This window comes from Beutenbergia cavernae DSM 12333 (assembly GCF_000023105.1).
In the GTDB taxonomy this organism is placed as follows: Bacteria; Actinomycetota; Actinomycetes; order Actinomycetales; family Beutenbergiaceae; genus Beutenbergia; species Beutenbergia cavernae.
The window spans coordinates 4057161-4074081 of the sequence record NC_012669.1; the positions used below are offsets into that span (position 1 = coordinate 4057161).

General features: G+C 73.2%; 16 protein-coding genes. 9 read left to right on the forward strand and 7 right to left on the reverse strand.

Annotated elements, in window-relative coordinates; all coding sequences use genetic code 11:
• Nucleotides 1-59: 59 nt before the first annotated feature.
• The 3 genes from BCAV_RS18375 to BCAV_RS18385 form a co-directional block, all read right to left on the reverse strand.
• Entirely contained in the window at nt 60-809 is a 750-nt protein-coding gene (locus tag BCAV_RS18375; protein ID WP_015884124.1) for a LemA family protein, read from the reverse strand.
• A gap of 100 nt (nt 810-909) precedes the next feature.
• Nucleotides 910-1476: an orotate phosphoribosyltransferase gene (pyrE, locus tag BCAV_RS18380; protein ID WP_015884125.1), complete on the reverse strand. Its 567-nt coding sequence runs from the start codon at nt 1474-1476 to the stop codon at nt 910-912.
• A 57-nt stretch (nt 1477-1533) separates the two neighbouring features.
• Nucleotides 1534-2301 (reverse strand): SDR family NAD(P)-dependent oxidoreductase, encoded by a 768-nt coding sequence (locus BCAV_RS18385; protein WP_015884126.1) that lies wholly within the window; start codon nt 2299-2301, stop codon nt 1534-1536.
• A gap of 39 nt (nt 2302-2340) precedes the next feature.
• Between BCAV_RS18385 and BCAV_RS18390 the strand changes: the two genes are divergently transcribed.
• The 3 genes from BCAV_RS18390 to BCAV_RS18400 all read left to right on the forward strand — a co-directional run bounded on the left by BCAV_RS18390 (nt 2341) and on the right by BCAV_RS18400 (nt 4923).
• Nucleotides 2341-3132 carry an exodeoxyribonuclease III gene (locus tag BCAV_RS18390; protein WP_015884127.1) on the forward strand — a complete coding sequence of 264 codons (792 nt, stop codon included), beginning with the start codon at nt 2341-2343 and terminating at the stop codon, nt 3130-3132.
• A complete protein-coding gene (locus BCAV_RS21820; RefSeq protein ID WP_015884128.1) occupies nt 3129-3998 on the forward strand; it encodes a DUF4190 domain-containing protein in 870 nt (289 codons plus the stop codon). The genes BCAV_RS18390 and BCAV_RS21820 overlap by 4 nt, the downstream gene beginning before the upstream one ends.
• A gap of 64 nt (nt 3999-4062) precedes the next feature.
• Nucleotides 4063-4923: a septum formation family protein gene (locus tag BCAV_RS18400; protein ID WP_015884129.1), complete on the forward strand. Its 861-nt coding sequence runs from the start codon at nt 4063-4065 to the stop codon at nt 4921-4923.
• 12 nt (nt 4924-4935) lie between these two features.
• Here BCAV_RS18400 and BCAV_RS18405 read toward each other — a convergent pair whose 3' ends face one another.
• Nucleotides 4936-5766 carry an SDR family oxidoreductase gene (locus tag BCAV_RS18405; protein ID WP_015884130.1) on the reverse strand — a complete coding sequence of 277 codons (831 nt, stop codon included), beginning with the start codon at nt 5764-5766 and terminating at the stop codon, nt 4936-4938.
• Nucleotides 5767-5857: 91 nt separating this feature from the next.
• Between BCAV_RS18405 and BCAV_RS18410 the strand changes: the two genes are divergently transcribed.
• Nucleotides 5858-6658: a class I SAM-dependent methyltransferase gene (locus BCAV_RS18410; protein WP_015884131.1), complete on the forward strand. Its 801-nt coding sequence runs from the start codon at nt 5858-5860 to the stop codon at nt 6656-6658.
• 66 nt (nt 6659-6724) lie between these two features.
• Here BCAV_RS18410 and clpB read toward each other — a convergent pair whose 3' ends face one another.
• Both clpB and BCAV_RS18420 read right to left on the reverse strand, forming a co-directional pair.
• A complete protein-coding gene (clpB, locus tag BCAV_RS18415) occupies nt 6725-9331 on the reverse strand; it encodes an ATP-dependent chaperone ClpB (protein WP_015884132.1) in 2607 nt (868 codons plus the stop codon).
• Nucleotides 9332-9563: 232 nt separating this feature from the next.
• Nucleotides 9564-10295 carry a hypothetical protein gene (locus BCAV_RS18420; protein WP_015884133.1) on the reverse strand — a complete coding sequence of 244 codons (732 nt, stop codon included), beginning with the start codon at nt 10293-10295 and terminating at the stop codon, nt 9564-9566.
• 128 nt (nt 10296-10423) lie between these two features.
• Between BCAV_RS18420 and BCAV_RS18425 the strand changes: the two genes are divergently transcribed.
• Nucleotides 10424-11212, forward strand: coding sequence for an LppM family (lipo)protein (locus BCAV_RS18425; RefSeq protein WP_144016823.1), 789 nt, complete (start codon nt 10424-10426; stop codon nt 11210-11212).
• A gap of 6 nt (nt 11213-11218) precedes the next feature.
• Here BCAV_RS18425 and BCAV_RS18430 read toward each other — a convergent pair whose 3' ends face one another.
• Nucleotides 11219-11758 (reverse strand): GbsR/MarR family transcriptional regulator, encoded by a 540-nt coding sequence (locus tag BCAV_RS18430; protein ID WP_015884135.1) that lies wholly within the window; start codon nt 11756-11758, stop codon nt 11219-11221.
• Between the two features lie 239 nt (nt 11759-11997).
• On the opposite strand from BCAV_RS18430, the gene BCAV_RS18435 reads away from it, so the two are divergent.
• Genes BCAV_RS18435 through BCAV_RS18450 form a run of 4 tightly spaced genes read left to right on the forward strand, consistent with a single transcriptional unit; the run spans nt 11998 to nt 16909 of the window.
• The gene (locus BCAV_RS18435) at nt 11998-13608 is read left to right on the forward strand and encodes a peptide ABC transporter substrate-binding protein (RefSeq protein WP_015884136.1); all 1611 of its coding nucleotides are present in this window, start codon (nt 11998-12000) and stop codon (nt 13606-13608) included.
• A gap of 4 nt (nt 13609-13612) precedes the next feature.
• Nucleotides 13613-15064, forward strand: coding sequence for a M14 family zinc carboxypeptidase (locus tag BCAV_RS18440; RefSeq protein WP_015884137.1), 1452 nt, complete (start codon nt 13613-13615; stop codon nt 15062-15064).
• Nucleotides 15061-15987: an ABC transporter permease gene (locus tag BCAV_RS18445; RefSeq protein ID WP_015884138.1), complete on the forward strand. Its 927-nt coding sequence runs from the start codon at nt 15061-15063 to the stop codon at nt 15985-15987. Before BCAV_RS18440 ends, BCAV_RS18445 begins: the two co-directional genes overlap by 4 nt.
• Complete coding sequence (locus tag BCAV_RS18450) at nt 15980-16909, forward strand: ABC transporter permease (RefSeq protein ID WP_015884139.1); 930 nt, start codon at nt 15980-15982, stop codon at nt 16907-16909. The genes BCAV_RS18445 and BCAV_RS18450 overlap by 8 nt, the downstream gene beginning before the upstream one ends.
• Nucleotides 16910-16921: the final 12 nt, after the last annotated feature.

Here is a 16921-nt window from a genome sequence, read left to right on the forward strand (position 1 = left end):
TGACGCCGCCGACGCATCCGCTCACCCCTGGGGCGGCCGCTCACCCCTGGGGCGGCCGCTCACCCCTGGGGCGGCTGCGAGCGCGGGTAGCCGGGCTGGCCACCGCCCTGGCCGGGCTGGAACGACCCAGGCTCCCCACCATGGCTCGGTCCACCCGTGCTGTAGCCGGGCGCACCCGGGCCGGCGGGCGGGGGCGGGGTCGGCGCATAGGAACCGACGTTCCCTGCCGTGTCCTGGAACGAGACGCTGGGCCGCGCACGAACGGTCGGGTCGTTCGCCTCGAAGTACTCGGCGCGGCGGAACCCGAACATGCCGGCGATGACCGACGGCGGGAACGACTCCACCTTGGTGTTGAGCTCGCGCACGTTCGCGTTGTAGAACCGCCGGCCCGCCGCGATGCGGTCCTCCGTGTTGGTCAGCTCGGCCTGGAGCTGCGCGAAGTTCTCGGCCGCGCGCAGCTGCGGGTACGCCTCGGCGACGGCGAACAGCCGCCCGAGCGCCTGCTCGAGGACGTTCTCCTGCTGCGCCTGCTGCCCGGGCGTCGCGCCGGGCGTGGCGGCCAGCGCGCGGGCGCGGGTGACCTCGTCGAAGACGGCGCGCTCGTGCGCCGCGTAGCCCTTGACCGTCTCGACCAGGTTCGGGATGAGGTCGTACCGGCGGTGCAGCTCGACGTCGATCTGCCGCCACGCCTCCTGCACGAGGTTGCGCAGCCGCACGAACGAGTTGTACGTGGCGATGCCCCAGATGAGCAGGATGAGGACCAGGATCGCGAGGACGATGCCGATGATCCCGAGAGCGGTCAGGTCCATGCTGAGGTCCCCTTGGTCGCGGTCTGCGGAGCGTGCATCGTACCGTGCGGCCCTCGGGCCGACCGGAGCCGGCGCCCGCGGCCGCGAGCCGGCCGCGCGGTCAGGCGAGCCCGAGGTCGGCGGCGTCGAGCACCCAGTGGTAGGGCAGGCCGGCCTCGGAGAGACGTTCGCGCGCGCCGGTGTCCCGGTCGACGACGACGGCGACGCCCAGCACGTCAGCACCCGCCTCCCGCAGCGCCTCGACCGCCGTCATGACGCTGCGGCCGGTCGTCGAGGTGTCGTCGACGACGACGACGCGGCGACCGTTGACGTCCGGACCCTCGACGCGGCGCCCCATGCCGTGCTGCTTGGCGCTCTTGCGGACGACGAACGCGTCGAGCGCCAGTCCGCGCGACGCCGCCGCGTGCAGCAGCGCGGCCGCCACCGGGTCGGCGCCCATCGTCATGCCCCCGACGGCGTCGATCTCGCCCGGTCCGAGGCCGGCCTCCTCGAGCACGTCGAGCAGCAGGTGCCCGATGAGCGGGGCCGCCTCGTGGTGCAGGGTCGCGAGGCGCATGTCGACGTAGTAGTCGGCCTCGAGACCACTGGTGAGCGTGACCTTCCCGGACACGACGGACAGGTCGGCGACGAGCGCGGCGAGCCGCGCTCGCGGGGTGTCATCAGTCACCCGGAAAGCGTAACCGCCGCACCCGGGATTCCCGATCCCGCGCCATGGGGAAACGCCTCAGGCGCCGCGGGGCGGGCGGCGGTGATCGATGCGGCGCACGAGCGACCGGGGCAGCACCCGCAGCGCCGCCGAGGCCGCCTTGTAGCGGAGCGACGGCGTCGAGATGACGACGCCGCGGCTCACGTCCCGCAACCCCGCTGCCACCACCCTCTCGGCGTCGAGGAACCCCACCTCGGGCAGCCACGACATGCGCAGCCCGGCCCGCTCGTGGAACTCCGTGTGGGTGTAGCCCGGGCACAGGGCGGTGGCGGTGACCCCGGAGCCGGCGAGCTGGGCGGCGAGCGTCTCGGTGAACGTCCGCACCCACGCCTTGTGCGCCGCGTACGTGCCCGACGCCGTCAGTGCCGCCACCGAGGCGACGTTGCAGATCGCGCCGCGTCCGCGGTCCGCCATCGCGCCGGCCGCCGCGTGGCTGAGCACCAGCACAGCCCGGACCATGACGTCGAGCGCGCGCTCCTCCGCCGCCAGGTCACCCCCGACGAACCGCTGCCGCAGGCCGAACCCCGCATTGTTGACGAGCAGGCCGACGGGAGCGACGTCGTCGCGCAGGCGCTCGGCGACGCGCTCGACCTGGGCACGGTCCGCGAGGTCCGCCGGCAGCACCTCGACGTCGACGCCCCCGGCCGCGCGCAGCTGCGCGGCGTGATGCTCGAGCCGTTCGGCGTCCCGGGCGACGAGGACCAGGTCGTGACCGCCCGCAGCGAGCTGCCAGGCGAACTCCAGACCGAGCCCGGCGCTCGCGCCGGTGATGAGGGCGCGTCCCATGTGCCCAGCCTGGCACGCTGCGCCGGTACGTTGGGCACCGTGCGGATCGCCACCTGGAACGTCAACTCGATCCGGGCGCGCGCGGAACGCGTGGCGGCCTGGCTCGAGCGCTCCGACGTCGACGTCCTCGCCCTGCAGGAGACCAAGGTCCCCGACGAGCAGTTCCCGGTCATGTCGTTCGCGGCGGTGGGCTACGACGTCGTGCACCACGGGCACTCGCAGTGGAACGGCGTCGCGATCGTGTCGCGGGTGGGCATCGACGACGTCGAGCTCGGCTTCCCCGGCCAGCCCACGTGGGGCGACCCCGCCGTCGCGGAGGCGCGCGCGCTCGGCGCGACGTGCGGCGGCGTGCGGCTCTGGAGCCTGTACGTGCCGAACGGCCGCACGCTGGAAGACCCGCACTACGCCTACAAGCTCGACTGGCTGCGCGCGCTGCGTGACGCCGCCGCCACGTGGGCGGCCGAGCCGGGCGCGCAGGTCGCCCTGGCCGGCGACTGGAACATCGCGCCGCTCGACGAGGACGTCTGGGACATGAGCCTGTTCGACGGCGCCACGCACGTCTCCCCCGCGGAGCGTGCGGCGTTCGCCGCTCTCGACGACGCCGGGTTCGCCGAGGTCACGCGGCTCCACGTCCCGCAGGCGTACACGTACTGGGACTACCAGAGGCTGCGCTTCCCGCGGAACGAGGGCATGCGCATCGACTTCGTGCTCGCGACCCGGGCGCTCGCCGAGCGCGTCGCGGCCGTCGGGATCGACCGCGAGGAGCGCAAGGGCAAGGGCGCGAGCGACCACGTACCGGTCGTCGTCGAGATCGCGGGGAGCGCCGCATGACGCAGACCCCGCCCCCGTTCGGGCCGGTTCCCGGGTCCGTCCCGCAGCCCGGCCCTCCGCAGCCCGGCCCTGCGCCGCAGCCCGTGCCCGGAGCGACGCCCGGCCCGGCGCAGGCGCCCCCGGGCTCGGAGCCTCCCCCCGTTCCGCTGGCCCCGACGCCCACGACGTCCGCGGACCGCAGCCGCAGCCCGTACGGGGCACCGTTGCCTCCGGGGGCCGCTCCCACGCCACCGCCGGACCGCTTCACGATCCCGCAGATCGCGCGGCCGCCGCTCGACGCCGTGAGCGTGGCGTCCGTCGTCACCGGGGTGCTCCTGCTCGGGCCGGTGGCGCTCGTGCTCGGCATCCTCGGCGTGCGGCGCACGACGCGCGCGTGGCGCCGCAGCCCGCGCATCGCGTGGACCGGCGTCGTCCTGGGGATCGTGACGACGCTCGGCTGGGTCCTGCTCGGCCTCACGGCGTGGCTGAGCGGCGGCCTGTCCGGCGGCGGCGAGGCCGTGCCGGGCGACGTCGACGCACCCCGCACCGTGCACGCCTCCAGCCTCGCGCGGGGCAACTGCGTGGAGTTCCTCCCGCCGGACCAGCAGATCGGCGAGGTCACCCAGGTGCCGTGTGCACAGCCGCACGCCGCGCAGGTGGTCGACGTCGTCGAGCTCGACGGCGGCGCCTATCCCGGGCCGGACGCCGTCCTCGCGGCGGGCGAAGAGGCGTGCACGTCCCTCGCCGAGGGGCTGGACGTCGGCGACGCCCAGGTGCGCCCGTGGTGGCTCGTCCCGAGCGAGTCCGGGTGGGAGCAGGGCACCCAGGTCGCGGTGTGCCTGGTCCGCACGACAGCCGCCCCGCTCGAGGTCGACCTCGTGAACTGAGCCGGGGAGTTCTCCCCCGGTACCGCTCCCGCACCGCCGGGACGACGCTTGTAAGGTGCGCGGCATGACCACACCCTGGAACTCCTCTGCTCCGGGGTCGTACGGCGGCCCACCGGGACCTCAGCAGCAGCCCGGCCACGGCGGTCCGCCCGGCCCTCCCGCCTACGGCGGGACCCAGCAGGGACCCCCGCACGGCGGCCCTCCCGGCGGCGGGTGGCAGGGGCCACCGTCACGGCAGGCGAACCCGGGGGCCGCCCTCGGGTGGGCGGGCGTCGGGGCGGGGATCGTGCTGGGGCCGGTGGGCCTCGTGCTCGGCGTCATGAGCTTCACCAGGTCGCGCCGGGCCGGTGCGTCCACCGTGCCCGGGGTGATCGCGATGATCGTGGGCACCGTCTGGACGGTCGCGGTCGCGGCGATCGTCGTCGTCACAGCCGTCGTCACCCTCTCCCAGGACCCGCCGCCGCCGCCCGAGCCGACGCAGACGGAGACGGAGCCCGAGACACCGGGGCCGGCCGCCGGTGAGAACCCCGGTGACACGGACACCGAACGGGAGGTCCGCGACGTCGACATCGACCTCGGCAACTGCATCGACGACCTCGAGAACCCGGTCTCGCCCGGCACGTTCCTGCACGTCCCGTGCGCGCAGCCGCACCACGCCGAGGTGGTGGCCGAGTACACCATCACCGAGCCCGACTTCCCCGGCACCGACGCGGTGCAGCAGCAGGCGGACGACTTCTGCTCGACGGAGGTCCCGGAGGCGCTGCCGACGGAGATCGACCGGACGAACCTGACGGTGTACTACCTCTACCCGACGCAGACCACGTGGGACGACGGCGACCGGATCATCAGCTGCTTCGTGCTCGGGAAGGACGACACCCGGCTCGTCGGGAGCGCGATCGCGGGCGACATCCAGATCTCCGAGTGAGCGCAGGGGCCCTCAGCGGAACAGCCCGACGTTCTCCACCGCCCACTGCGCGAACGACCGCGCGGGCCGGCCCGTGACGCGCGGAACGGTGTCCGTCACCGTGTAGCCGACCTCGGGCGGGTCGCCGTAGACCCACCGCATGAAGCCGATCGCCTCGTCGTCCATGCCCTGCGCGCGCCACCGCGCGACGCCCTCGTCCTCGCTGAGCGGCGTCAGGCGGAGCTCGCGCCCGAGCGCGGCGCCGATCGCGTCGAGCTTGTCACGCAGCGTGAGCACGTCCGGCCCGGTGAGCGTGTACGTCCGGCCCGCGTGGCCATCCTCGGTGAGCGCGAGCGCCGCGACGTCGCCGATGTCAGCCGGGTGCACCGGCGCGCTCCGCCGGTCCGCGTACGGCTCCTCGACGCCACCGGCCTCCTTGATCGGCTCGGCCCACTCCGCGTAGTTCGCCATGAACTCCACCGGCAGCAGCATCGTGTGCGCGACGCCGCTGTCCGGCAGCGCCTCCTCGAGCGGGCCCGGGTAGCCGTTCTGCAGGACCGTGACGCGGCCGACGCCGTGCTCGCGGATCGGGCGCAGGACGGCGTCCGGGTCCTGCAGCGGCGCTCCGCCCCCTCCGCGGCGCGGCCCGTCGAACGTGATGAGGTGGACGGCGTCGACGCCGGCGAGCGCCCGGTCGACGGAGGCCGGATCGGTGAGATCACCGCGCACCACCTCCACGGAGCGATCGAGACCGGCGGTGGCGGGCTCCCGGCTCAGCGCACGGACGGCTGCGCCACGCTCCAGCAGGGCGCGGACGACCTCGCGGCCGACGGTTCCGGTGGCTCCGGTGACGAGAACGGTCATGGGGTGGACTCCTCTTCGGTGGGTGACACGGTCACGGTAGGACCGGAAGGGGACACGCTCCGTCCGCTTCTGCGAGCCGTAGCATCACGGGATGCCCGAGGACCGGATCGCCCGCGACGCGGGCCGCGACCTGTTCGGCGCGGACCCGGCGGCCTACCTGCAGGCGCGACCCGGGTACCCCGACTGGGTCTACGACGAGCTCGTCGAGCGGTGCGGGCTGCGGCCCGGTACCGCGACGTTCGAGATCGGCCCGGGGCCCGGTACGGCGACCGGGCGCCTGCTCGAGCTCGGCGCCGACCCGCTCGTCGCCGTCGAGCCCGACGCCCGGCTGGCCACGTTCCTCCGCGAACGCTTCCCCGACGCCCCGCTCGACGTCGTCGCCGCCTCCTTCGAGGATGCCCCGCTCGAGCTCGGCGCGTTCGACCTCGGCGTGAGCTTCACCGCCTTCCACTGGCTACCGGAGGAGGCGGCTCTGGCCGAGGTCGCACGGCTGCTCCGTCCGGGCGGTTGGTGGGCGGCGTGCTGGAACGTGTTCGGCGACGACGCGCTGCCGGACCCGTTCCACGACGCGACGACGCAGCTGCTGCGCGGCCCGACCGGTCCGGCCGCCGGGACGCGAGGGACGCCGTTCGGCATCGACACCGACGCCCGGCTCGACGCGCTGCGCCGAGCGGACGCGTTCGACGTCGTCGACGCGCGCACGTCCACGTGGTCGCTCGAGCTGGATGCCGAGCGCACCGTCGCGCTCTACGCGACCTTCTCGAACGTCGTCGTGCGGCCCGACGCCGGGCACGTGCTCGCCGAGCTGGGGCGGATCGCACGCGAGGAGTTCGGCGGCCGCGTCGTGCGGAACATGACCACGAGCCTCGTCCTGGGTCGGCGCCGCGGCTGAGGGCGCGAGTTCGGGATCCCTCCCGCGGACACGCGGCGTGTCGCGGGAGGGATCACGCGCCCGGCGTCAGTGCACGCTGATGACCAGCCCTTCGCGCGTGACGTCCTCGGCCCGGTCGACGACGACCGTCGCGCCGTCGACCACCTCGCCGGCGAGCAGCATCCGGGCGAGCTGGTCGCCGATCTCCCGCTGCACGAGACGCCGCAGCGGGCGCGCTCCGTACGCCGGGTCGTACCCCTCGAGGGCGAGCCACTCCCGGGCCGCCGGCGTGACGTCGAGCCGCAGCCGACGGTCCGCGAGCCGGGCGCCGAGCCGGTCGACCTGCAGGTCGACGATCGCCCCGAGCTCGTCCACGCTGAGCGCGTCGAAGATGACGACGTCGTCGAGCCGGTTGAGGAACTCCGGCTTGAAGCTCGCCCGGACCGCCGCCATCACGCCCTCGCGCTTGGTGGCGTCGTCGAGCGCCGGGTCGACGAGGAACTGCGACCCGAGGTTCGACGTCAGCACGAGGATGACATTGCGGAAGTCGACGGTGCGGCCCTGGCCATCCGTCAGCCGGCCGTCGTCGAGCACCTGGAGCAGGATGTCGAACACCTCGGGATGCGCCTTCTCGACCTCGTCGAGCAGGACGACCGAGTAGGGACGACGCCGCACGGCCTCCGTGAGCTGTCCGCCCTCCTCGTACCCCACGTACCCGGGCGGGGCACCGACCAGCCGCGCGACGGAGTGCTTCTCGCTGTACTCCGACATGTCGATCCGCACGATCGCGCGCTCGTCGTCGAACAGGAAGTCCGCGAGCGCCTTCGCCAGCTCGGTCTTGCCGACGCCGGTGGGCCCGAGGAACAGGAACGAGCCGGTGGGCCGGTCGGGGTCGGCGACGCCGGCACGCGCGCGGCGGACGGCGTCCGACACCGCGCGTACCGCGTCGCCCTGCCCGATGAGCCGCTGCCCGATGACGTCCTCCATCCGCAGGAGCTTCTGGGACTCGCCCTCGAGCAGCCGGCCGGCCGGGATGCCGGTCCACGCCGCGACCACCTCGGCGACCTCGTCGGGCCCGACGCGGTCGGCGATCATGGGCACGGCGCCGTCGCCGGCCGCGGTGTCGATGGCCGCCTCGTCGCGCTCGGCCGAGACCAGCTCGCGCTCGACCTCGGGGATCTCGCCGTACCGGATCTCCGACGCGCGGGCGAGATCGCCCTCGCGCATGGCCCGCTCGGCCGCCGTCGTCAGCTCGTCGAGGCGCGCCTTGAGGTCGCCCACCCTGTTGTGCCCGGCCTTCTCGGCCTCCCACCGAGCGGTGAGCCCGGCGAGCTCCTCCCGCCGGTCGGCGAGATCGGCGCGCAGCTTCTCGAGCCGTTCGGCCGACGACGGGTCGTCGGCCCGCTCGAGCGCGAGCTCCTCCATCGTGAGGCGGTCGACGGCGCGCTGCAGCTCGTCGACCTCGATCGGCGAGCTGTCGAGCTCCATCCGCAGCCGCGACGCCGACTCGTCGATGAGGTCGATGGCCTTGTCCGGGAGCTGACGCCCGGTGATGTAGCGGTCGGAGAGCGTGGCCGCCGCGACGAGCGCGGAGTCGGCGATCGTCACCTTGTGATGCGCCTCGTAGCGGGGTGCGATGCCACGGAGGATCGCGATCGTGTCCTCGACGCTCGGCTCGCCCACGAAGACCTGCTGGAAGCGCCGCTCGAGCGCCGGGTCCTTCTCGATGTGCTCGCGGAACTCGTCGAGCGTCGTCGCCCCCACCATGCGGAGCTCGCCGCGCGCGAGCATCGGCTTGAGCATGTTGCCGGCGTCCATCGCGCCCTCCGACGCACCGGCGCCGACGACGGTGTGCAGCTCGTCGATGAACGTGACGATCTGCCCGTCGGAGCTCTTGATCTCGTCGAGCACCGCCTTGAGACGCTCCTCGAACTCGCCGCGGTACTTCGCACCGGCGACCATCGCGCCGAGGTCGAGCGCGACGAGGCGCTTGCCCTTGAGCGACTCGGGCACGTCACCCGCGACGATGCGCTGCGCGAGGCCCTCGACGACGGCGGTCTTGCCGACGCCGGGCTCGCCGATGAGCACGGGGTTGTTCTTCGTCCGCCGGGACAGCACCTGGATCACGCGCCGGATCTCGGAGTCGCGGCCGATGACCGGGTCGATCTTGCCCTCGGCCGCGCGCGCCGTGAGGTCCTGCCCGTACTTCTCGAGGGCCTGGAACGTGCCCTCCGGGTCGGGCGACGTCACGCGCGCGCCTCCGCGCACGTTCGGCAGGGCGGCGAGCAACGCCTCGCGCGTCGCGCCGGCCGAGGTGAGCAGCTCACCCGCCGCACCGGAGCTCGCCGCCAGGGCGACGAGCAGGTGCTCGGTGGAGACGTACTCGTCGCCGAGAGCCTGCGCCTCCTCGCCGGCGGACTGCACCACGGTGAGCGTCGCCCGAGACGCCTGCGGCTGGGCCGTGGACGCTCCGCTCGCGCTGGGCAGCGTGGCGAGCACGCCCTTCGCCCGCGCGGCGAGCTGGTCGCGGTCGGCGCCGACGGCGTCGAGCAGCGCGACGGCGACGCCGCCCGCCTGGTCGAGCAGCGCGGCGAGCAGGTGAACGGGCTCGAGATGCGGGTTGCCGGCGGCCGACGCCGTCTGCAGGGCAGCGGCGATCGCCTCTTGCGACTTCGTGGTGAGCTTGGTGTCCAAGCGGGTCCTCCCTGGTGGCGGGCCGGCGCGCAGCCGGGCGTGTGTGTCTCCGTCATGGACAACCCGGATCAAGGTTGAGTCTATTCCGCTCAACTTCGAGCGCATCCGGAACGGCCCCGGGGATCGGTCGCGATCCTCCTGCGCTCGCCGGCGCTCGGTGTCGGAGCCTTGTTCGACGAACGGGCCGGCACCCCGAAGGTGCCGGCCCGTCCGCCGTCGGTATCGCTCGGGATCACATCGGCGCGCTGATGTCCTGCGCCTCGTCCCACGCGGTCACGGTGATGACCGTGTCGATCGTCGTGCCGCTGACGTCGGCGCTGCTCTCGTTGCCGAGCACCGCGTAGTCGGCAGTCACGTACATGACGGTCGACACCGCCGCGCCCTCGACCTCGCCCTCGCCGGAGATCACGAAGACCTCCTGGTCGAGCCGCGTGTCGGTTCCGGTGACGGTGAGCTCGACGCCGGTCATCGCCGCCGCCTGCGCGGCCGGGTCGAGCGAGTCGATGTTCTCGCCCGCGGCGCTCAGGCCGGCGATCAGCGGGTCGCTCGACTCCGGGTCGCCCTCCTGCCACTCGCCCGTCGTCCGCACGTACGTGACGCCGTCGACGACCACGACCTCCCCCATGGCGGACGTCATGTGCAGCGCCTGCGGGTCCGTGTTCACCCGCACCTGGGACGCGGATCCACCCAGATCCGTCTCAGCCGCGTAGCCGGCGACCTGCGCCGTCGCGTCGGCCGCGCACTGGGCGAGCACGGCGACGTCCACCGCCTCGCCGACGGCCAGCTCCGGGCAGTCGGACGCCGCGTCGTCGTCCGGCTCGTCCTCCGCCGACTCCTCGGCGCCGCCGGACTGCTCGTCGGCGGCACTCGTCTCGTCCGCCGGGTCGTCGCCGCCCTGGGCACACCCCGCCAGCAGCAACGCCGACGCGAGCGCGAGGCCCGCCCCTGCTCTCGTGACTCGCATGAACTTCCTTCCTCGTGATGGAGATCCCATCCCCGGTGGGGGAGTCTGGCACGAACGTCGCGGGGGCGACGGAGGCGCCCACAGGCGATTCGGGTGCCCGGCGCCTCGATGTGTGCCACCCTGACGCCATGCGCCGGGGGATGGCCGTCGCCCTGATCGTCCTGGTCTCAGGGCTGCTGACGGGGTGCGTGCGGGTGATCGGGGACCTGCGCGTGAGCGAGGCCGACACGGTCTCGGGGACTCTCGTGATCGCCGTCGCCCTCGTCGACGACACCGACGACGCCAAGGAGCGCGCCGCCGGCCAGGCGAGAGAGATCGAGAACCGCCTGCTCCCGGAGATCCGGCAGGCGCAGGGCGTGCGCAGCGACGCCTACCGGCAGGGCGACTACCTCGGGACGCAGCTGACGTTCTCCGACACCCCGCTCGACGTCTTCTCGCTGACGAACGTCCTGCCGCCTCCGGAGGCGCCCGCGGACGACGCCGCCGAGGCCTCCGAGGAGCCGACGGCGGCCGACGTCCCGCTCCTCATCACACACGAGGGCGACGACTACGTGGTGAACGCCGAGATCGACCCCATGGTGCTCGACGGCGCACCGCGGGCCGAGGAGGGCGAACGCCCGGACGGCGCCGACAGCTCCCGGGTGTCGATCTCGATCTCGTTCCCCGGCGACGTCGAGTCGCACAACGGGGAGCTCGCGGACCGCACGGTGACGTGGACGACGACCTACGACGAGCCGCTCGTCATGTCCGCCCGCGCGGGGGACGCCCGGCCCGAGGGGCCCGCCTATCTCTGGACGGTGGTCGTGGTCGCGCTCGTCGGCATCGTCGTCCTGTGCACGACGGCGCTGGTGCTCATCGGCGCGAGGTCCCGCGGGGACTCGCGGGCGCCGCGGAAGCCCGCAGTCAAGATGCAGTGACGGCGCTCAGCGCCGTCCGTCGCGCTCGGCCTTGAAGCGCGCCCAGTCCTCGAGCATCCGCCGGTGGTAGCTGCGCAGCCACTCCATGTAGTCGCGCATGTTCTCGAGCCGCCGGCGCGCGTCGTCGGTCAGCGACTCGTCGAGGTCGACCAGGGCGCGGGCGGCGAGATCCGCCTGCCGCACGAGGTAGCGCCTCTCCCCCGCGAGGAACGAGCCCCAGACGTCGTCGTCCATCCGGAAGTAGTGGCTGCGATCGCCAGGCACGTGGTGACGCTTGATGAAGCCCGACTCGACGAGGCGCCGCGTCGTCGTCGAGATCGATCCGCTGCTCGCCCCGAGCGCGGCGACGAGCTCGGTGGAGGAGACGTAGGGCCGGCTCGTCACGAGCAGGTAGCCGATCACGCGACCCTCGATCGCCGGGGCTCCGCCGGCCGACCACAGCGCCGTGAAGTCGTCGACGAACCACCAGCGGTCGGCGTCGTCGTCAGCGGCCTCAGGCACGGGTGCGACCTCGTCCCGCACACCCTCGTCGGTGCTTCGGACCATGGACACCCCTGAGTAAAGATCTCGTAACTTTCAGTCGCTTCTGAAAGTTCTGTATTGACTCAGCGCTCGGCGCGCTCCACGATCACACCACGCCTACCGGCACCCGAGCAAGCAACGCGCACGCCGCCTCAGTCCTCGGCCACGTGCATCGAACCGCCGCCTCACCCGCCCCACCCCGGCGGGAGCCGACGGTCCAGCGTCCGCGTCCAGCAGCACGCCCGCCCCCTCGAGGAGTCACGATGCGCCACCGACTCGTCCCGCTCGCCGCCACCATCGCCGCACTCGCGCTCCTGGCCACCGCCTGCTCCTCGGGCGGAGGCACCGGGGACGACGACGGCGCCGCCTCCGGTGAGCCGACGTCCTTCTCCATCGCGATCAGCGAGCCGGACCACCTCGTCCCCGGCAACCAGTACGTCAGCTACGAGGTCGTCACGTCCGTGTGGTCCTCGCTGACCACCATCGACCCCGACAGCGCCGAGGGCTGGGTGCCGCTCGTCGCCGAGTCCGTGACGAGCGACGACAACGTGACCTGGACCGTCACGCTGGCCGACGGCTGGACGTTCCACGACGGCACCCCCGTCACTGCGCAGAGCTACGTCGACGCGTGGAACTACACGGCCTACGGCCCCCACGCCCAGGTCAACGGCGGGCAGCTCGCCCGCGTGGCCGGCTACGACGAGCTCAACCCGGCCGAGGGAGAGCCGACGACCGAGACGCTGTCCGGGCTCGCCGTCGTCGACGAGCGGACGTTCACCGTCACGCTGGTGGGCCCGGACAGCCAGTTCCCGCTGCAGCTCTCCGACGCCCAGACCGCGCTCTTCCCCCTCCCCGAGTCGTTCTACGACGACCCGGAGGCGTTCGACCGGATGCCGATCGGCAACGGCCCGTACGCGATGACCGAGCCGTGGGTGGACAACGAGCCCATCGTGCTCGAGGCGTACGCCGACTTCCCCGGCGAGGCCCCGCTGTCCGACCGGGTCGAGCTCAAGCCGTACCTCGACATGAACACGGCGTACACCGACGTCCAGGCCGGCAACACCGACATCGTGTTCGTCCCGGCCAGCCGGATCGGCCAGGTCGAGGCCGACTTCGGCGACCGCGTGCGCTCCTACCCCTCACCCGGGATCTCGACGCTCGGGTTCCCGCTCGAGGACCCGCGGTTCGCCGACCCGCGCGTGCGGCAGGCCATCTCGATGGCCGTCGACCGGCAGGCGCTCTCGGACGCGATCTACGGCGGCTACTACACGCCGGCGTCGGCCGTCACGCCCGAGGCGATGATCGGCTCGCCCACCGGCCTGTGCGACTTCTGCGACTTCGACCCCGACGCCGCCCGCGACCTGCTGGCCGAGGCCGGCGGCTGGGAGGGGCCGATGGTGGTGGAGTTCCCCGGCGGGTCCGGGCTCGACGAGCTGTACGAGGCGATCGCCAACCAGATCCGGCAGAACCTCGAGATCGACGACGTGACGGCGCAGCCCACGACGGACTGGGCCGAGTGGTCGGCGAAGGTCGAGGCCTGGGAGGTCACCGGACCGCACTTCGCCCGCTGGGGTGCGCTGTACCCGTCGATGCAGGACACGCTGCGCAACATGTACACGTCGGCCGGCGGTTGCTACAACTGCACGCAGTATTCGAGCCCGGAGGTGGACGACCTGCTCACGCAGGCCGACGCCGCGCCGAGCAACGAGGAGGCCACCGAGCTGTACATCGCCGCCCAACGCGAGATCTTGAGTGACTTCCCGACCGCCCCGCTCTTCAACGACGCGTACACGTTCGCGCTGTCGGAGCACATCGAGGAGGTCGACGCGATCTCCGGCAGCATCGTGCTGTCCCGTGTGAGCGTCCATGAGTGACCCGATGAGCACGACGACGACGTCCGCCGCCCCCGGCCGCGCCCCGGAGTGGTTGGCGGACGTCGTCGCCCGGTCCGGCGAGGTTCCGCCGACCGACGTGTTCCCGACGGTCGACGAGCTGCTCGCCTCCTTCGAGGAGCTGCGCGCCGCCTCGTCGGGTCGGCTGACCCGACGGCGGATCGGCACGTCGCGCCTCGGTGAGCCGATCTGGTGCTACTCGGTCGGCACCGGCTCGCGCGCCCACGTGATCGTCGGCGGCGTCCACCCGAACGAGCCGATCGGGTCCGTCACCGCCCTGCATCTCGCCCGCACCGCCGTCGAGGACCGGGACCTGACGTCCGGCACGTGGGACGCGACGTGGCACGTCGTGCCCACGATCGACCCGGACGGGATGCGGCTCAACGAGGGGTGGCTGCACGGGCCGTTCACGCGGTCGCACTACTCGCGCCACTTCTACCGGCCGGCCCCGGCGGAACAGGTCGAGTGGTCCTTCCCGCTCGAGTACAAGGACCTGTACTTCGACGCCGTCATGCCGGAGACGCTCGCGCTCATGCGGCTCCTCGACGACACGCGGCCCGAGCTCCTCATGACGCTGCACAACGGCGAGCTCGGCGGCGTCTACTACTACCTGACCGAGGCGCTGCCGAGCGTGTACGGCGCCCTGGCCGCGATCCCGGAGGCGCAGGGCCTGGAGCTCGACGCCGGGGAGCCGGAGGCGCCGTTCATCCCCGTGCTCGCGCCCGCGATCTACGCCGAGATCGACCCGGGCGCGGGGTACGAGCACCTCGTCTCGCTCGGGCTCGACCCGCTCGCCGGTGCGCCGTCGGGCGGATCCTCCGGGTCGTACGCCAGCCGTCACGGCACGTTCTCGTTCGTCGCGGAGCTGCCGTACTGGTCGCACCCGGACTCCTCCGACGACAGCGTCAGCTCGCACTCCTACGCGGACGCGCTCGCCCGGGCCGGCGTCGAGCTCGGCGAGGTGGCGGACCTGCTGCTCGGGCTGCTCGCGGAGGTCGACGGAGAGCTGCCGGACTCGTCGCCGCTCGTGCGGGGATCGCGCGCGTTCCTCCCGTTCCTGCGCTCCGACGCCGACGCCCTGGCGCTCCGCGCGGTGGAGCCGGAGGCGGACCGACCGGCCACCGTGGCCGAGGTGTTCTCGGTCGCGGACCAGGTGCGGATGTTCCGGCTGCGGTTCGGGGGCATGCTGCTGCGGGCCGTCGACGGGATCTGCGCGCTGGGCACGGCGAGCCCGACGGCGCGCCGGGTCCACGCCCGGCTCACGGACGTCCTGGCGGAGTGGGGCCGCGAGGCCGACGCGCACCCGCTGACGCCGCACCCGATCGCCGCGCTGGCGGGCGTCCAGTACGCGTCGCTGCTCGCCGTGTCGCGCGCGCTGCAGGACCGGGCGCGCCAGGAGCGGACTCCGCAGCGCGACGAGGATCCGGGGCCGCCGTGACCCGGGTCGTGCTGCGGCGGGTCCTCGAGCTCGCGATCGTGTTCCTCGGCGTCACGTTCGTGATCTTCGCCGCGGTCTGGGCGCTGCCGGGCGACCCGATCCGGGCGATGGCCGGCGAGCGCCCGGTGTCTGACGCCGTCATCGCGACGATCCGCGCGCAGTACGGCCTCGACGACCCGCTGTTCGTGCAGTACCTCAACTACCTCGGCGGGCTCGTGCGTGGCGACCTCGGCATCGACTTCACGGGCCGCTCGGTCGCCGCGCAGATGGCCGACCGGTGGCCGGTGACGATCCAGCTCGCCCTCACCGCCTGGGTCATGGAGATCGTGCTCGGCCTCGGCCTCGGGATCTACACGGCCCTGCGCCGCGGCCGCTGGACGTCGACGCTCATGCTGTGGACCGCCGTCGCGATCTCCTCGGTCCCGGTGTTCGTGCTCGCGTACCTCGGGCAGCTCACGTTCGGGATCCGGTGGCAGATCTTCCCGATCGCCGGGACCGGCGACGGCTGGCCGATGGGCTACCTGCTCCCGGCGTTCGTCATCGCGCTGCTCGGGATGGTCGCCGTGTCACGGCTCGCGCGGGGGTCGATCCTCGACAACCTCATGGCCGACCACGTGCGCACCGCCCGCGCGAAGGGTCTGCCCGAGTCCCGCGTGTTCACGCACCACGTGCTGCGCAACTCCCTGCTGCCCGTGCTGACGTTCCTCGCCGTGGACCTCGGCGCCCTGCTCGGCGGCGCCGTCATCGTCGAGGGCATCTTCAACATCCCCGGGGTCGGCCAGCTGCTGTTCACCGGGATCCAGCAGCACCAGGGACCGCTCGTCGTCGGGGTCGCGACGGCGCTCATCGTCATCTTCCTGCTCGTCAACCTGCTCGCGGACCTCCTCTCCTCCGCCCTCGATCCCCGGATCCGCCATGACTGACCTGGCCACCGCCGTCGGCTCCGCCGCCCCGACCCTCGACGACGGCACCGGACCGCCGCGAGCGCCGCGCAGCCGGGGGGCGTGGACCCGGATGCGCCGCCGCCCGACGTTCTGGGGTGCGACAGCCGTCCTCGGCGTGCTCACGCTGATCGCGCTCGTGCCGGGTCCGTTCGCCGGCTTGTTCGGCAACGGCGACCCCCGCGTGTGCGACATCTCGCGCCGTGCCGGCCTGCCCGAGCCCGGCCACCCCTTCGGGTTCGACGTGCAGGGCTGCGACCTGTACGCCGGCGTGATCCACGGGGCCCGCTCCTCGCTCGTGGTCGGCGTCGTGGCGACGCTGCTCGCCGTGACGATCGCTGTCGCGCTCGGCAGCACCGCCGGGCTGGCCGGGCGGGCCGTGGACACGGTCGTGGTCCGCCTCACCGACATCTTCCTCGGCTTCCCGTTCCTGCTCGGCGCCGTCATCGTGCTCAACTCGATGCCGAGCCGCGGGCCGCTCACCGTCGCCGTCGTGCTCGCCGTCTTCGGCTGGCCGACGCTCGCCCGGCTCATGCGCTCGTCCGTGCGCAGCGTGCGGTCCGCCGAGTACGTGGAGGCCGCCCGGGCGTACGGCGACCGCGGCTTCCACCTGTTCCGGCGGCACATCCTCCCGAACGCGATCTCCCCGGTCGTGGTGCTCGCGAGCAACTCGATGGGCGCCGTGATCGTCGCGGAGGCGGCGCTGACGTTCCTCGGCGTCGGGCTGCGCGCGCCGTCGATCTCATGGGGGCTGCAGCTCAACGCGGGGCAGAACCAGTTCACGTCGCACCCGCACCTGCTGCTGTTCCCCAGCCTGTTCCTCGTCGTCACCGTGCTGTGCTTCATCGTGCTCGGCGACGTGCTGCGCGACGCGCTCGACCCGAAGGTCGACGCGCGCGCATGATGTGCGGACGCG

Coding starts and splice junctions, on each gene's coding strand:
- BCAV_RS18375 (WP_015884124.1), bottom strand. CDS start 809: ATGGACCTGACCGCTCTCGGGATCATCGGCATCGTCCTCGCGATCCTG.
- BCAV_RS18385 (WP_015884126.1), bottom strand. CDS start 2,301: ATGGGACGCGCCCTCATCACCGGCGCGAGCGCCGGGCTCGGTCTGGAG.
- BCAV_RS21820 (WP_015884128.1), top strand. CDS start 3,129: ATGACGCAGACCCCGCCCCCGTTCGGGCCGGTTCCCGGGTCCGTCCCG.
- BCAV_RS18400 (WP_015884129.1), top strand. CDS start 4,063: ATGACCACACCCTGGAACTCCTCTGCTCCGGGGTCGTACGGCGGCCCA.
- BCAV_RS18405 (WP_015884130.1), bottom strand. CDS start 5,766: ATGACCGTTCTCGTCACCGGAGCCACCGGAACCGTCGGCCGCGAGGTC.
- BCAV_RS18410 (WP_015884131.1), top strand. CDS start 5,858: ATGCCCGAGGACCGGATCGCCCGCGACGCGGGCCGCGACCTGTTCGGC.
- BCAV_RS18420 (WP_015884133.1), bottom strand. CDS start 10,295: ATGCGAGTCACGAGAGCAGGGGCGGGCCTCGCGCTCGCGTCGGCGTTG.
- BCAV_RS18425 (WP_144016823.1), top strand. CDS start 10,424: ATGCGCCGGGGGATGGCCGTCGCCCTGATCGTCCTGGTCTCAGGGCTG.
- BCAV_RS18430 (WP_015884135.1), bottom strand. CDS start 11,758: ATGGTCCGAAGCACCGACGAGGGTGTGCGGGACGAGGTCGCACCCGTG.
- BCAV_RS18435 (WP_015884136.1), top strand. CDS start 11,998: ATGCGCCACCGACTCGTCCCGCTCGCCGCCACCATCGCCGCACTCGCG.
- BCAV_RS18440 (WP_015884137.1), top strand. CDS start 13,613: ATGAGCACGACGACGACGTCCGCCGCCCCCGGCCGCGCCCCGGAGTGG.
- BCAV_RS18450 (WP_015884139.1), top strand. CDS start 15,980: ATGACTGACCTGGCCACCGCCGTCGGCTCCGCCGCCCCGACCCTCGAC.